This is a genomic window from Kitasatospora sp. NPDC004669 (assembly GCF_040609455.1).
GTDB lineage: Bacteria > Actinomycetota > Actinomycetes > Streptomycetales > Streptomycetaceae > Kitasatospora.
In genome coordinates this window covers 106,099-119,906 of sequence record NZ_JBEXKB010000023.1, presented here as the reverse complement: position 1 = coordinate 119,906, position 13,808 = coordinate 106,099, and the positions used below count along the sequence as shown (strand labels likewise).

12 protein-coding genes and 1 pseudogene are annotated in these 13,808 nt (G+C 73.8%); 3 read left to right on the top strand and 10 right to left on the bottom strand.

Annotated elements, in window-relative coordinates:
- From ABZW30_RS21020 to ABZW30_RS21005, 4 genes and pseudogenes are all read right to left on the bottom strand, one after another.
- Positions 1-806 (bottom strand): annotated as a pseudogene (locus tag ABZW30_RS21020) (hypothetical protein); the annotation flags it as partial.
- A 111-nt stretch (positions 807-917) separates the two neighbouring features.
- Positions 918-1,943: a TolB-like translocation protein gene (locus tag ABZW30_RS21015; protein WP_355672652.1), complete on the bottom strand. Its 1,026-nt coding sequence runs from the start codon at positions 1,941-1,943 to the stop codon at positions 918-920.
- A 19-nt stretch (positions 1,944-1,962) separates the two neighbouring features.
- Positions 1,963-3,282 carry an MFS transporter gene (locus ABZW30_RS21010; protein ID WP_355672644.1) on the bottom strand — a complete coding sequence of 440 codons (1,320 nt, stop codon included), beginning with the start codon at positions 3,280-3,282 and terminating at the stop codon, positions 1,963-1,965.
- Positions 3,283-3,287: 5 nt separating this feature from the next.
- Positions 3,288-4,223 carry an alkaline phosphatase family protein gene (locus ABZW30_RS21005; protein WP_355672643.1) on the bottom strand — a complete coding sequence of 312 codons (936 nt, stop codon included), beginning with the start codon at positions 4,221-4,223 and terminating at the stop codon, positions 3,288-3,290.
- Between the two features lie 236 nt (positions 4,224-4,459).
- On the opposite strand from ABZW30_RS21005, the gene ABZW30_RS21000 reads away from it, so the two are divergent.
- Positions 4,460-5,830 (top strand): cobalamin biosynthesis protein, encoded by a 1,371-nt coding sequence (locus ABZW30_RS21000; RefSeq protein ID WP_355672642.1) that lies wholly within the window; start codon positions 4,460-4,462, stop codon positions 5,828-5,830.
- A complete protein-coding gene (cobC, locus tag ABZW30_RS20995) occupies positions 5,827-6,873 on the top strand; it encodes an Rv2231c family pyridoxal phosphate-dependent protein CobC (protein WP_355672641.1) in 1,047 nt (348 codons plus the stop codon). Before ABZW30_RS21000 ends, cobC begins: the two co-directional genes overlap by 4 nt.
- On the opposite strand, the gene ABZW30_RS20990 is transcribed toward cobC, so the two are convergent.
- The 6 genes from ABZW30_RS20990 to ABZW30_RS20965 all read right to left on the bottom strand — a co-directional run bounded on the left by ABZW30_RS20990 (position 6,860) and on the right by ABZW30_RS20965 (position 12,522).
- Complete coding sequence (locus tag ABZW30_RS20990; protein ID WP_355672640.1) at positions 6,860-7,669, bottom strand: MOSC N-terminal beta barrel domain-containing protein; 810 nt, start codon at positions 7,667-7,669, stop codon at positions 6,860-6,862. The two genes, cobC and ABZW30_RS20990, sit on opposite strands and share 14 nt — an antisense overlap.
- On the bottom strand, positions 7,663-8,199 hold the full coding sequence (locus tag ABZW30_RS20985) for a hypothetical protein (protein ID WP_355672639.1): 537 nt from the start codon (positions 8,197-8,199) through the stop codon (positions 7,663-7,665). The genes ABZW30_RS20990 and ABZW30_RS20985 overlap by 7 nt, the downstream gene beginning before the upstream one ends.
- 158 nt (positions 8,200-8,357) lie before the next feature.
- Positions 8,358-9,380, bottom strand: a complete 1,023-nt coding sequence (glnII, locus tag ABZW30_RS20980; RefSeq protein ID WP_355672638.1) for a glutamine synthetase GlnII — start codon at positions 9,378-9,380, stop codon at positions 8,358-8,360.
- Positions 9,381-9,580: 200 nt separating this feature from the next.
- Positions 9,581-10,579, bottom strand: coding sequence for an SCO1860 family LAETG-anchored protein (locus ABZW30_RS20975; RefSeq protein WP_355672637.1), 999 nt, complete (start codon positions 10,577-10,579; stop codon positions 9,581-9,583).
- 126 nt (positions 10,580-10,705) lie between these two features.
- Positions 10,706-11,383: a uracil-DNA glycosylase gene (locus ABZW30_RS20970; RefSeq protein ID WP_355672636.1), complete on the bottom strand. Its 678-nt coding sequence runs from the start codon at positions 11,381-11,383 to the stop codon at positions 10,706-10,708.
- 47 nt (positions 11,384-11,430) lie between these two features.
- A complete protein-coding gene (locus ABZW30_RS20965) occupies positions 11,431-12,522 on the bottom strand; it encodes an amidohydrolase family protein (protein WP_355672635.1) in 1,092 nt (363 codons plus the stop codon).
- Between the two features lie 98 nt (positions 12,523-12,620).
- Between ABZW30_RS20965 and ABZW30_RS20960 the strand changes: the two genes are divergently transcribed.
- Positions 12,621-13,706, top strand: a complete 1,086-nt coding sequence (locus tag ABZW30_RS20960) for an aminotransferase class V-fold PLP-dependent enzyme (protein ID WP_355672634.1) — start codon at positions 12,621-12,623, stop codon at positions 13,704-13,706.
- The last annotated feature ends 102 nt before the right edge of the window (positions 13,707-13,808 follow it).

Sequence of the window (13,808 nt, the reverse complement as noted above, 5' to 3'; positions counted from 1 at the left end):
GGGGCGCTCCGGGGGGGGGGGGGGGGGGGGGGTGTGGGGGGGGGGGGGGGGGGGGGGGTGGGGGGGGGGGGGGTGGGGGAGGGACTGCCCTCCCCGACCCCGACCTTGGCGTCCGGCTCGGCCGAGGGCTCAGGGGGTGCAGAGGGCTTGGAGGGCTCAGAGGGTTCATCGGACGCATCGGCGTCGGCATCGGCGTCGGCGTCGGCACTCGGGTCGGCGGAGCCGCCGTCCGCCGGCTGCGCCGCGATGGCGACGGGTGCGGAAGTGGTCTCGGACGGGGACGCGACCGCCGACGGGGAGGCCGCGGCCGAGGGGCTCACCGACGGCTCCGGCGACTCCGGCAGCTCCGGCAGCTCCGGCAGCTCCGGCGCCTCGGCCGGCTCGTCCCCGCCGAGCGCCGCCGCGAGGTCCGGCGGCAGCGGGGCGGCCGGTCCGGGCGCCGGGAGGTCGTAGGTCCGCAGGAAGTCCCCGAGCCCCGGGTCCTTCCCTCCCCCGAGCCGGTAGTGCAGGTAGGCGATCGGCGCCCCGTCCGACGTCCGGGTGTAGACCGTGCTGACCGGCACGTAGTACCGCCCGGCTCCCGGGTGCTGGGAGGGGTGGAGGCCGGCCAGGCGCTCGGCGCGGTCGCGGTCGGTTTCCCGGCCCACCTGGTCGGCGGTGAGCGCGTCGACGCCGCGCACCACGAGGGCGGCGGCGACGGACACGCCGAGCACCAGCCCGACGGCGACGGTGCGCCGCAGGACCGGGCGGCCGTGCAGGGCGGGCCAGGAGTCGGTCACCATGCGCTCGGGTGGGATGCCGTCCACGGTTTCTCGCTCCCCCGTTTCGATCAGGACGTTCGATCGGGCCATCCGATCAGATCGGGACAGCCGATCAGAACGTCACATTCCTTCGAGGGGACCGTAGCCCAGAGTTCCTCAGCCCAGGTAGGCGGGGGCGACCGCAGCCTTGGTGACCGGTCGAGCGCCGCCGGAGCCGTCCGCCGGGACGGTCCACAGGTCGGCGCCGTAGTCCCCGGGCAGGGCGTACAGCAGGGTGCCGTTGTCGGACCAGAGCGCCTGGTCGTCGATGTTGCGCTGCTCGGCGGTCGCGGTCTCGGTCATCGTGCCCAGGTCGAGGACGTACAGCCGCCAGGGAGAGTCGGCGGGCAGGCCGGGGACGCGCTTCTTGTACGCGATGTGGGTGCCGTCCGGGGAGAGCGAGGGGCACTCGACGTTGTCGTGCAGGGTGGTCAGGGTGCGGGCGGCGAGGTCGCCGCGGACGAGGTGGGTCTGCCCGCCGGTGGCCAGGGTGGCGTAGAAGGTGTTGTCGTCGGCGAAGGTGACGCCCCAGATGTTGACGTCGTGCGCCTGGTACGGGTGGCCGTCCTTGACGACGGCGAAGTCCTCCAGGTTCTCCCGCAGGTTCCAGTCCCGGACGTCCACGATCGAGGTGCGGGTGGAGAAGTCGGTGCCCGCGTAGGAGTCGCCGCTGACGAAGACCGTCCAGGCGGCGAGGTGCCCGGACGGGGAGACCCGGGAGCGGGTGGGGATGCCGGCGGCGGGGAACGAGCGCCGCTCGTGCAGGTGGTCGTCCAGGATGACGGCGCGGTAGGTGTCCTCCAGCGCGCCGTGCTGGGCCTGCAGGCAGATACCGGTGCCGGCGGCGGCGTGGAAGCGCAGGCACTGCGTGCCGGAGGCGGTGCGCGGGCCGTCCGGCCGGTCGGCGGGGACGGTGGTGATCTCGTCCCGGTGCGGGCCCCAGGCCATGTTGCGGAACAGCAACTGACGGCCGTCCGAGGGGACTTGGAGAGACACCGATCCCGGGTTGACGGCCGGCCCGCCGGCCTGGGTGCGGTCCCGCTCGGCGGTGCGGTCGGCGGCGTACAGGACGGCGCCGGTGCCGACCGTGCCGAGCACCAGGACGGCGACCAGCAGCACGATCAGCCTGGTCCGGTTCTGCAGGTTCACACGCCCTCCTCGTTCACGCGGTCTCCTCAGCGGCAACGGGTTCGGACGTGCGCAGCACCACCGCCGCGCCGCCCACGCACAGCGCCAGCGCGCCCGCCGACCAGGCCAGCGCGCTCGGGCCGCCCACCGCGCTCCACAGCGCGCCGAACACCAGGGAGCAGGCGAACCGGGCCAGCGCCTGCCCGGTGCCGACCAGGGCCAGCCCGGCGCCGCGCTGTTCGGCGGGCACCGTGTCGGCCGCGGCGGCAGCGAGCACCCCGTCGGTGGCGGCGTAGAAGGAGCCGTGCAGCACCAGTACGCAGATCACCGCCGGCAGCCCGCGCAGCGGCGACAGCAGCAACCCGTACGCCAGCAGCAGCACCCCGTGCCCGAGCAGGAAGAGCCTGCGGCGGCCGATCCGGTCGGCGAGCGAGCCGAACGGGACGGCCAGCAGCAGGAAGGCGGCCGCGGTGCCGAGCGGCAGCAGCGGGAACAGGTTGACGGACAGGCCGAGTCGGCGCTGGATCAGCAGGTAGAGAAAGGAGTCGCTGACGGTGGTGAGCCCGAGCAGCACGGCACACAGGGTGAGCCGGCGCAGTCCGGGCAGGCGCAGCAGGGTGAGGCTGTCGCGCAGCGAGGGATCGGTAGTTGACCGGTCGTCACCGTGCTGCCGGTTCGGCACGAACAGCAGCAGGATCAGCACGCCCAGCGCGGCGACGCAGGCGCTGACCGTGAACACGGCGTCGTAGCCGTGTCGTTCACCGCCGTCGGCGAGGAGCGGGCCGCCCGCGAGGCGCAGCACCAGGAAAGCGGTGAGCGGGCCGAGCAGGGCGCCGGCCGTGTCCATCGCCCGGTGCACGCCGAACGCCCGGCCGCGGTGGGCGGGTTCGGTGGCGAGCGAGATCATCGCATCCCGGGGCGCGGTGCGCAGGCCTTTGCCGGTGCGGTCGACGGCGATGACGGCGCCGATCAGCGGCACGGTGTGGACGAACAGCAGCAGCGGGCGGCACAGCGCGGACAGCCCGTACCCGACGGCCGCGACGGTCTTGTGGCGGGCGGCCCCGTCGCGGCCGCGGCGGTCGGCGAGGTGGCCGCCGACGAGCCGGACCAGCGCGCTGAAGCCGTTCTGGATGCCGTCGAGCAGCCCGAAGCCGAGCGGGGACAGGCCGAGTCCGGTGAGCAGGTAGAGCGGCAGGACGGCACTGACCATCTCGGAGGAGATGTCGGTGACCATGCTGACGGTGCCGAGGGCGAGGACCGCCCCCGGCACGGCGCGCAGGGCGGCGCCCCGCCGCACCGGGCCGGTGGCCGGTGCGGCGGGGGCCTTGGAGCTGCGGGAGTCCGCGACGTACACGGGCGTCAGTTCCAGATGCCGGTGATGTCGGAGGCCCCGGCGGAGTTGCCGGCGTGGGCGTTGACGCCGGCCAGGTCCTCCAGGGTGTGCAGCACGTCGTAGTGGTTGTAGTTGGTGGCGGTGGAGCTGCCAGGGGCGACGTGGGCGCCGTAGACCAGGGTCGGGATGCGGTTGCCGGCCAGGCGGTTGTCCTCGTCGAAGGTCACCACCAGCAGGCTGTTGTTGTTCTTGGCCCACTGGGCGTACGCGTCCAGGTTGGTCTGCAGCCAGGAGTCGCCGGTGCCCACCGAACAGTCGTGCATGTCGTCGCACAGGTCCGGGATGACGAAGGAGACCTTGGGCAGGGTGGTGAAGTCGGTCGGGAACGCGTCCATGCCGTAGGCGCTGGAGGTGGGCACGTTGCCGAAGCCGAACCACGGGTTGTGCTTCTGCGCGTAGTTGTCGACGCGGCAGTCGGTGGCGCCGGGGGCGGGCAGGCCCTCGTTGTAGCTGGCCCAGGTCTGGTTGGCGGCGAGCAGCTCGGAGGCCAGGTTCGGCTGCTGCAGCGCGCCGACGTCCACGCAGCTGTCGTCGACGATGCCCTGCGAGCTGCCGGAGAACAGCATGTAGTAGTTGGGCTGGCTGGGGTGGGTGAGCGCGTACGACTGGGTCAGCGTCGCGCCGCCGGCCGCCAGGGTGCCGTTGATGTACGGCGCCGCCGAGCTGCCGATGACCTGCGAGTACGCGTGGTTCTCCAGCATCACGACGATCACGTGGTCGGGCGAGGGCAGGCCGACCGCGGTGTCGGCGGCCGCGCTGCCGCCCGCGGCCCACAGGCCGAGCGAGCCGGCGACCAGGCCGAGGCCGGTGGCGATGGCGGTGAGCGGGCGGAACGGGCGACGACGGGCGGGGCGCGGGCCGGCGGTGGGGGTGCCGGGGGTGCGGAGTCGTGCGAAGGCCATGGGGTCCTCCGAGTGTCGGGCTTCCGGGGCGGGAGCGCCGAGAACAGTAGGATCGCGGCATGTCGTGTACCGCACAAGGGAAGTGAAGAACAGACGAACAGCTGCGACGCGGTCGCCGTACGAAGCAACGGAGTCCGCGTCGGATCTCACACGCGCCGCGATTGACCGGTTTCGGCCGCCCGTGGTGGGATCACGGGGGCCCGGGACCACGGGGTCGGGACGAAGGGGCACGGCAGATGATCGGACTGATCTCCCTCGACGCGCCGGTCCGCCCGCTCGCCGAGGAGCTGCACGCCGCTTGGCCGGAGAGCAGCGAGCTCCGCCACGCCTCACGCGGCAACTGCTTCCAGCCGCCGGACGCGCTGGCATTCGCCGTGGACCGGTACCCGCAGGTGGTCGTGTTCGGGCCGGTCCCCTATGTCGTCTCGCTGCTGAACAGCGGCTTCGTCAAGCTTCCCCGCGAGGTGGACCTGCTCTGCGTGGACTCGCAGCGGCGCTGGGTGGTCCCGCTGGCCGGCGGGGAGCGGGGCGAGGAGCTGGCCCGGGAAGTGCAGGCGGTACTCGGCGTCGAGCCGGTGCTCACCCGCTACCCGCCGCGCCCCGAGGGCCCGCTCGACGTCCTGACATCGCACGCCGTGCGGTACCACCGGCCCGGCTCCGCCGCCACCGAGCGGGCGGCGGCGGAAGGCCGCCCGGTGCGGCTGGTCACCGACGTGCCGTACCCGCTGCCCGCGCTGCCCCCGAACATCCGGCCGGAGGCGCCCGAGGACGCCCCGGTGTTGCGGATCACCGACCAGGAGGACCCGGGCGACAGTGACCTCCTGGTGGTCCCGCGCACCCTGGTCGTCGGCATCGGCGCGGGCAGTGGCGCCGAACCGGTCGAGGCGATGCGGCTGCTGACGGCCGTGCTGGCGGAGACCGGCCACCTCCGCTCGGCGATCGCCCGGTTGGCCACCGTGGCCGGCAAGGCGGACCACCCGGCGGTGCGCTGGGCCGCGCGCTGCCTGAACGTACCGGTGGACGAGCACCCGGCCGATGAGCTGGCCCGGCTCACGGTGCCGAACCCCTCCGAGGTCGTCGGTACGGCGGTCGGCACCGCGAGCGTGGCCGAGGCCGCCGCGCTGGCGAGCTCGAACGGCGGTCGACTCGTGGTCACCAAGCGGAAGTCGGCGACGGCGACGGTCGCGATCGCCCGGGCCGCGGTGCACGGACGGCTGGCGGTGGTCGGCCTCGGGCCGGGGGCGCACGACCTGCTGGTGCCGCGCGCCCTGACGGAGCTGCGGCGCGCCTCGGCGGTGGTGGGCAGGCCGGAGGCGGTCGAGGCCGTGGCCGGGCTGCTCCGGCCGGGGACGCGGCAGGTCGCGGTGCCGGAGCCCGGGACGGTACGGAACGCCCGCGGAGTGGTACTGGACTGGGCCGGAGTCGCGACGGACGGCACCGGACAGGTGGTCGACCGCACCGGAGCGGCCGTCACCCTGGCCGCCCACGGGCACGCCGTCGCGCTGGTCGCGCTCGGCGACGGCGCCGGGCTCGCCGTGCCGCCGGGCCCGTACGACGTCCACCGGGTGCCCGGCCTTCCCGTCGACCAGCAAGGAGCCTCCACGTGACCACCCCCGAACCCGACCTGCGCCACCACGGCGACGCCGAGGTGCGCGCCGACGGCCGCGGACTGGTCGACCTCGCGGTCAACGTCCGCACCGGCACGCCCCCGGCCTGGCTGCGCGAGCACCTGGCCGCCACCCTCGGCGACCTCGCCGCCTACCCCGACCAGAGCGCCGCCCGCGCCGCGGTGGCCGCCCGGCACGGGCGTCCGGTCGGCGAGGTGCTGCTCACCTCGGGGGCGGCAGAGGCCTTCGTGCTGCTCGCCCGGGTGGCGACGGCCCGTCACATCGCCGTGGTGCATCCCCAGTTCACCGAACCGGAGGCCGCGCTGCGGGACGCCGGGCACCGGGTGCACCGGGTGCTGCTCACCGCCGAGGACGGGTTCAGGCTCGGCGCCGTCCCCGAGGAGGCGGACCTGGTCGTCCTCGGCAACCCCACCAATCCGACCTCCGTGCTGCATCCCGCCGAGGCCGTCGCCGCGCTGGCCCGCCCCGGGCGCACCCTGGTGGTGGACGAGGCGTTCATGGACACCGTCCCGGGCGAGCGGGAGTCCCTGGCCTCGGCCCGGGACCTGCCCGGCCAGGTCGTCGTCCTGCGCAGCCTGACCAAGACCTGGGGCCTGGCCGGGCTGCGGATCGGCTACGTCCTCGGACCGGCGTCGCTGATCGCCGCCCTCGGCGCCGCCCAGCCGCTCTGGCCGGTCTCCACCCCCGCACTGGCCGCAGCCGAGGTCTGCAGCGGCCCGGCGGCGCTGGCCGAGGCGGAGCAGGCGGCCGCCGAACTGGCCCTGTGGCGGGCGTACTTGGTGAAGGGCCTGGCCGCCGTCCCGGGCCTGCGGATGTACGGCGAAGCGGCCGCATCCTTCGTCCTGGTCCGACTGCCGGGCGCGGCGGCCGTGCGCGAGCGGCTGCGCGAGCACGGCTTCGCCGTCCGGCGCGGGGACACCTTCCCCGGGCTCGGCGAGGACTGGCTGCGGATCGCCGTCCGGGACGAGGAGACCACCGACCGCTTCCTCAACACCCTGGAGACGGTGATCAGTTCATCCTGACACCGCTCAGCCTGACCCGGTCGCCGGGCTCGATCCGGCCGGGCGTCAGCACCTGCGCGTACACCCCGGCACAGGGCAGCTCCGGCATGCCCTCCAGCGGGACCAGCCGGTTCCGCTCGGCCGGAATCCGCAGCGCCTCGATGTGGCGGGGCAGCGGGCCGTGCCGCAGGGTGGGGACGGCGCAGCGCGGGGTGGGCGCCACGACGCGCAGCCGCAGCGTCGGGCCGATCGCCAACTCCCGCCCCACCCAGGCGTTCTCGACGAAGCCCTCCCCCTCGGTGCGGATCACCAGGTTCGGCCGGTAGCGCTCGGCCTCGGTGCCGACGGCGTCCAGCGTGGAGCTGGTGATCAGGTGCAGCGGGGCGAAGTCGAAGAAGCCGCCCTCCGGCGCGGCCCGCCCCAACTCATTGACGGTGATGGGCACTTCCGCCGCGATCCCGTGCGCCAACACCTCCTCCGGCACGGCCCGCTCGACCGTCGCGCCGGGCGGGCGCCCGGTGATCAGGGCGAGCTCGCGGCCGAGCGCCTCGGACAGCTCCGCCTCGTCCGCTTCGCACCCGTCCGGGCCGGTGATCGCCACCCCGCCGTCCGCCGCGGCCGCCGCCGAGTACCGGAGCAGGCCGGCCCACAACCGGGGGTTCTTCGCGCTGGCCACCCGCCCGGTCTCCACGTCCAGCAGCGCCCGGCCACGGTCCCCGGCCAAGCCGCGCTCGTCCACCTCGACGGCCGAAAGCTCCTCCCCCAGAAGCGACTTGACCGGATAGCGGCACAGCCGCTCGACCCGTCCGATCAGCATTCCTCCGCCGCCCACTCCCGCAGCGCCGCGAAGTGCAGCTCCTGCAGGCCGACCCTGGGGTCGACCCAGAGCGGCAGCGCCTCGCCCGGGTGGTTCGCCGCGATCCACTCGATGTCCTGCGGCCCGAGCTCGTCGTCCAGCCACACGAACGGCCGCCCGGCCGCCCAGGCCACCAGGTCCTTGGTCTTCCAGTGCAACCCGTCCGGTTGCTCCCGGAACACCTCCGTCCACGGTATGTACGGAAGTTCGGGCAGCCCGATCCGCGGCCCGATGAAGGTGTTCGCCTCGTCCATCCAGGTGGTCGCCCACACCAACTCGTACGGCAGCGCCAGCAACTCCGCCCCGTGCGCGGGGTTCAGCCACACCCGCAACGGCTTCACCCGCTCCCGCGGCGTCGGCGCATTCCGCGCCACCCACGACTCGGGTAGCAACCGATGGGTGTCATACCCCTCGGGCCGACGCGTCTTCGGCGCGGCGTAGGGGTTGAGCGGTCCGTCCACATCGAGGAGGAGCAGGGGCTGCTGGGTCATGCCGTGAATTGTCCGGCGACGACCGGTGATTGACCAGCGATTTGCGCGGTCACTCCCGGCTCCCGCCGCCGCCCACCACGCCGCACGTGTGACGCAACGCCCGCAGGCCCTTCCCCGAGCGGGGAAGGGCCTGCGGGCGTGGGGGACTCAGGGTCGGATCAGACCTGGCCGGCCTTCTCCAGGGCCTCGCAGCAGGTGTTGATCAGCAGGCGGGTGACGACGTAGGGGTCGATGTTGGCGTTCGGGCGACGGTCCTCGATGTAGCCCTTCTGCTCCACCTCGACCTGCCACGGGATGCGGACCGAGGCGCCGCGGTTGGAGACGCCGTAGCTGTAGACGTTCCACGGTGCGGTCTCGTGCTTGCCGGTCAGGCGGGACTGGATGTCGTCACCGTACTGGCTGACGTGCTCCAGCACCTTCTCCTGGGAGGCGCCGAGGGACTCGCAGGCGGTGATGATGGCGTCGTAGCCCTCGCGCATCGCCTTGGTGGAGAAGTTGGTGTGCGCACCCGCGCCGTTCCAGTCGCCACGGGCCGGCTTGGCGTCCAGGGTGGCGTCGATGCCGAACTCCTCGGCGGTGCGGTACAGCAGGTAGCGGGCGATCCACAGGTCGTCCGAGACGGTCAGCGCGTCGACCGGGCCGATCTGGAACTCCCACTGGCCGGGCATGACCTCGGCGTTGATGCCGCAGATGGCCAGGCCGGCGTCGATGCAGCGGTCCAGGTGCAGCTCGACGATCTCGCGGCCGAAGACCTCCTCGGCGCCGACGCCGCAGTAGTAGCCGCCCTGCGGGGCCGGGAAGCCGCCCTCCGGGAAGCCGAGCGGGCGGGAGCCCTTGAAGAAGGTGTACTCCTGCTCGATGCCGAAGATCGACTCCTGCGCCGTGTACTTCTCGTCGACCTCACGCAGCAGGGCACGGGTGTTGGACTCGTGCGGGGTGCCGTCCGTCTCCAGGACCTCGCAGAGGACCAGGATGTGGTCGCCACCGCGGATCGGGTCCTTGACGACCTTCACCGGCTCCAGCACGCGGTCCGAGGCGTGACCCTCGGCCTGGTTGGTCGAGGAACCGTCGAAGCCCCAGGTGGGGATCTTGTCGGCGTTGGGCAGGACGCGAGTCTTGGAACGGAGCTTCGCGGTCGGCTTGGTGCCGTCGATCCAGATGTACTCGGCCTTGATTGCCACGGCGTGTCCCTCGCAGTGCTGGGTGGTGGGTGCCCGCGTAGCGTCGCAAGCCGCCGTTTCCCGGTTGTTCCTCTCATGTAACGCGCATGTGAACCAACCGTCCGCGTTGGCACGGTCACGGTGCGGGAGTGCCGGGCACGGCACTCCCGCCCTCAAGGGTGCCTACGGGCCCAGCGCCTGCGGGCCCAGTGCCTACGGGCTCAGTGCCGACGGGCGCGCGCGGTCCGGCGGCGCCGGGTGGCCCAGAGCGCGGCGGCCCCGCCCGTGACCAGGGCGGCGGCCCCGGCGGCCAGCGGACCGGTGGCGCTGCTGCCGCCCGTGGTGGCGAGCTTCTCCGGCTTCTCCACCGCCGCCTGCGGCGCGGCGGCCCGCGAGGTGGTGGTGTCGGCCACCGGCTGGGCGGCGGGCGCACTGGTGGGCGCGGCGCTCGGGGTGTCCGCGACGGAGGGAGTGGCCGACGGCGCGGAGGGCTTCTCACAGCTCACCGAGGCGACGGTGATCTTCCCGGTGACCTTGGCGACGTTCAGGTTCAGCGGGTTCACCTCCACCTGCACCTCCAGCGCGGAGGCGGCGGCGGTGGTCGTGGTGGTGGTCTTCTTGGAGAACTCCACCGACACGCTGCCGACCAGCGGCACGTCCACCTTGGTCGGACCGTACAGCCCGACCGTGACGGGCTTGCCCAGCACGCTCAGCTTGGCGGGCGCGACCACGTTCGCGGTCGGCTGCCCGTCGACCGGACAGGTCACCTCGGCGCTCATCGCCTCCAGGCCGAGCAGCGCGGTGGCGGGCAGGCCCGGGGCGTGCACGTCGGCGTTGACCAGCTTGACGGAGGCGGCGGTGCCCTTGGCGTCGGCGCGGGTGACGGACTTGCCAATGTCCGCCTTGACCAGCTCGACCGGGCCGACCTGGTCGACCCCGTCCACCTTGGCGGTGAGCACCGAGCCTCCCCCAGCCTCCGGCCGGGGGGACCCCCAGCTCTGCTCCGGTGTCTCCACCTTGTTGAGCGCGATGTTCACCGGGACGTCCACCGCCTTGTTCAACAGGCTGACGTCCAGGTCGAGTTCGGCGGTGACGGCGCGCGCCTTGCCCACTGAGGGCGCGGGGGCCGGGGCGGCCTGGACGGGCGCGGCGGTGAGCAGTGTGCTCACCGCCACGGCAGCGGATGCGGAAACGATTCGGCGAGACTGCCGAGACGACATGGCGGAACCCCCACACAGATGAAACGATGAGGCGCCAGTCTTCTCGAACAGTCCGTCACGCGAGCAGCACGGAACGTCATTTCACCCGTTGGAGTGAGATTGGCGTTCCGCGCCGACTCGACTCTGCTACGGCAGCCGCCAGTCCACCGGCTGCGCCCCCTGCTGCACCAGCAGCTCGTTCGCCCGGCTGAACGGCCGGGAGCCGAAGAAGCCGCGGTCGGCCGACATCGGGCTCGGGTGGACCGACTCGACCGTCGGGATACTGCCCAACAAGGGGCGCAGGTTGCGGGCGTCGCTCCCCCAGAGGATCGCCACCATCGGGCCGCCGCGCGCCACCAGCGCCCGGATCGCCTGCTCGGTGACCGCCTCCCAGCCCTTGCCCTTGTGGGCCCTGGGGTTGCGCGGCTGGGTGGTCAGCGCCCGGTTCAGCAGCAGCACGCCCTGCTTCGTCCAGGGCGTGAGGTCCCCGTTGGACGGCTGCGGCAGGCCGAGGTCGGTGCCGTACTCCCGGAAGATGTTGATCAGGCTCGGCGGGATCGGACGGACCTCGGGCGCCACCGAGAAGCTCAGGCCGACAGCGTGACCGGGCGTCGGATACGGGTCCTGCCCGACGATCAGTACGCGGACGTCGGCGATCGGCTGCTGGAACGCACGCAGCACGTTCGGCCCGGCCGGCAGGTAAGTGCGGCCGGCCGCCAGCTCGGCGCGCAGGAAGTCGCCCATGGCGGCGATCTGCCCGGCAACGGGCTCCAGGGCGGTGGCCCAACCGGGCTCGACGATCTCATTCAGTGGACGCGGTGCCATGGTCGTCACCCTATCGGCCGATACCGACAGAGCGTCACCGCCGATCATCACCCCACCGGCCGCCCCCGCAGCACCACCAGCCGCGGGTCCGCCAGCACCCGGACGTCCGCCCGGGGGTCCTCCTCGTACACCACGAAGTCCGCCGGAGCGCCCTCCTCCAGCCCCGGCCGCCCCAGCCACGCCCGCGCGCCCCAACTCGCCGCCGACAGCGCCTCGGCCGGGCTCAGCCCCGCCTTCACCAGCTCCGCCACCTCGTCCGCGACCAGCCCGTGCGCGAGCGAGCCGCCCGCGTCCGTGCCGACGAACACCGGGACGCCCGCGTCGTGCGCGGCGCCCACCATGTCGTACCGGCGCTCGTGCAGCCGCCGCATGTGCCCCGCCCAGGCCGGGAACTTCCGCTCCCCGCCGGCCGCCAGCTCCGGGAAGGTGGCGATGTTGACCAGCGTCGGGACGATCGCGACCCCGCGCTCGGCGAAGGCCGGGATCAGCTCCTCGGTCAACCCGGTGGCGTGCTCGACGCAGTCGATCCCGGCCGCCAGCAGGTCCGGCAGCGACTCGGCCGCGAAGCAGTGCGCGGTGACCCGCGCGCCCTCCTCGTGCGCCGCCGCGATCGCCTCGGCCAGCGCGTCGCCGGGCCAGCAGGCGGCGAGGTCGCCGCGATCGCGGTCGATCCAGTCGCCGACCAGCTTCACCCAGCCGTCGCCGCGCCGGGCCTCGGCCCGGACGTAGGCGGCGAGGTCGCCGGGCTCGATCTCGTGCGCGTAGTTGCGGATGTAGCGGCGGGTGCGGGCGATGTGCCGCCCGGCGCGGATGATCCGGGGCAGGTCCTCGCGCTCGTCGATCCAGCGGGTGTCGGCGGCCGAGCCGGCGTCGCGGATCAGCAGGGTGCCGGCATCGCGGTCGGTGAGCGCCTGCTTCTCGCTGGTCTCGGCGTCCACCGCGCCGTGCGCGTCCAGTCCGACGTGGCAGTGCGCGTCCACCAGGCCGGGCAGCACGAAACCGGTCACCGACCGGACGTCCCCGGCGGTCGGCGGGCGGGTGAAGCTCACCCGGCCGTCCACCACCCAGAGCTCGTCCCGGACCTCCTCCGGACCGACCAGCACCCGACCCCGGACGTGCAGCACCGCGCCATCGCTCATGGCCGCACTCTACCGACGGGGGCGTTCCCTGTAAGCAGTGAGAATGCGGCAGACTCGTTTCCGCACCCACCACCCCGCGCGCGAAAGGCTTTCGAACCGTGAGTCCCTTCCTCGACCTCCCCCCGCTCAGCGCCGCCGGGTTCGCGGCGATCGAGGACCAGGTGGCCGCGCTGCTGCACACCGAGGCCGACGTGATCGTCACCCAGGGCGAGGCGCTCCTCCCACTGGAAGCCGCCATCCGCGGGGCCGCGCACCCGGGCTCCACCGCGCTCAACATCGTCACCGGCCCGTACGGGCAGACCTTCGGCACCTGGCTGCGCTCCTGCGGGGCCGAGGTCGTCGACCTCGCCGTGCCCTTCGACAGCGCGGTGAGCGCCGCGCAGGTGGCCGCGGCCCTGGACGCCGCCCCGGGGATCGACTTCGTCTCCCTGGTGCACGCCGAGGCCGCCACCGGCAACACCAACCCGGTCGCCGAGATCGCCGCCGTGGTCCGCGAGCACGGCGCGCTGCTGATGCTCGACGCGGTCGCCTCGGTCGCCGCCGAGCCGCTGCTCACCGACGCGTGGGGCATCGACCTGTGCGTCATCGGCGGCCAGAAGGCGATGGGCGGCCCGGCCGGGGTCTCCGCCGTCTCCGTCTCCGAGCGCGCCTGGGAGCGGATCGCCGCCAACCCGGCCGCCCCGCGCCGCTCCTACCTCTCCCTCCTGGACTGGAAGGAGCGCTGGACCGACGCCGGTCGCGCCGTACTCCCGCACGCCCCCGCCCAGTTGGAGATGCTGGCGCTCGGTGCCTGCCTGGACCGGATCGCCGCCGACGGGCTGCCCGCCGTGATCGCCCGGCACCGCGCCGCCTCCGCCGCCACCCGGGCCGGCGTCCGCGCCCTGGGCACCCTCACCCCGTACGTCCACGAGGACGCCCACGCGGCCCCGGTCGCCACCACCCTGCGCACCCCGGCCGGTCTGCACGCCGCCGAGCTCGCCGCCGCCCTCGACCCGGCCCTGCCGGTCCAGCCCGGCGGCGGCGCCCTGGCCGCGGAGATGCTGCGGGTCAACCACTACGGCCCGGCGGCCTCGCTGGAGACCGTCGGCGCCTGCCTCGCCGCCCTCGCCACGGCCACGAAGGCCGACGCCGAGCCGGCCCTGGCGGCCGCCGAGACCGCCTGGCGAGCAACCGTCGGAGCATGAGGCGTGTCCGACGATTCCCGGCGGGCGCGCGAATCGTCGGACAACGCCCTGGGAAACGCCGAGCGGCCCCCGGGGAGCAATCCCCGGGGGCCGCTGTGTCCC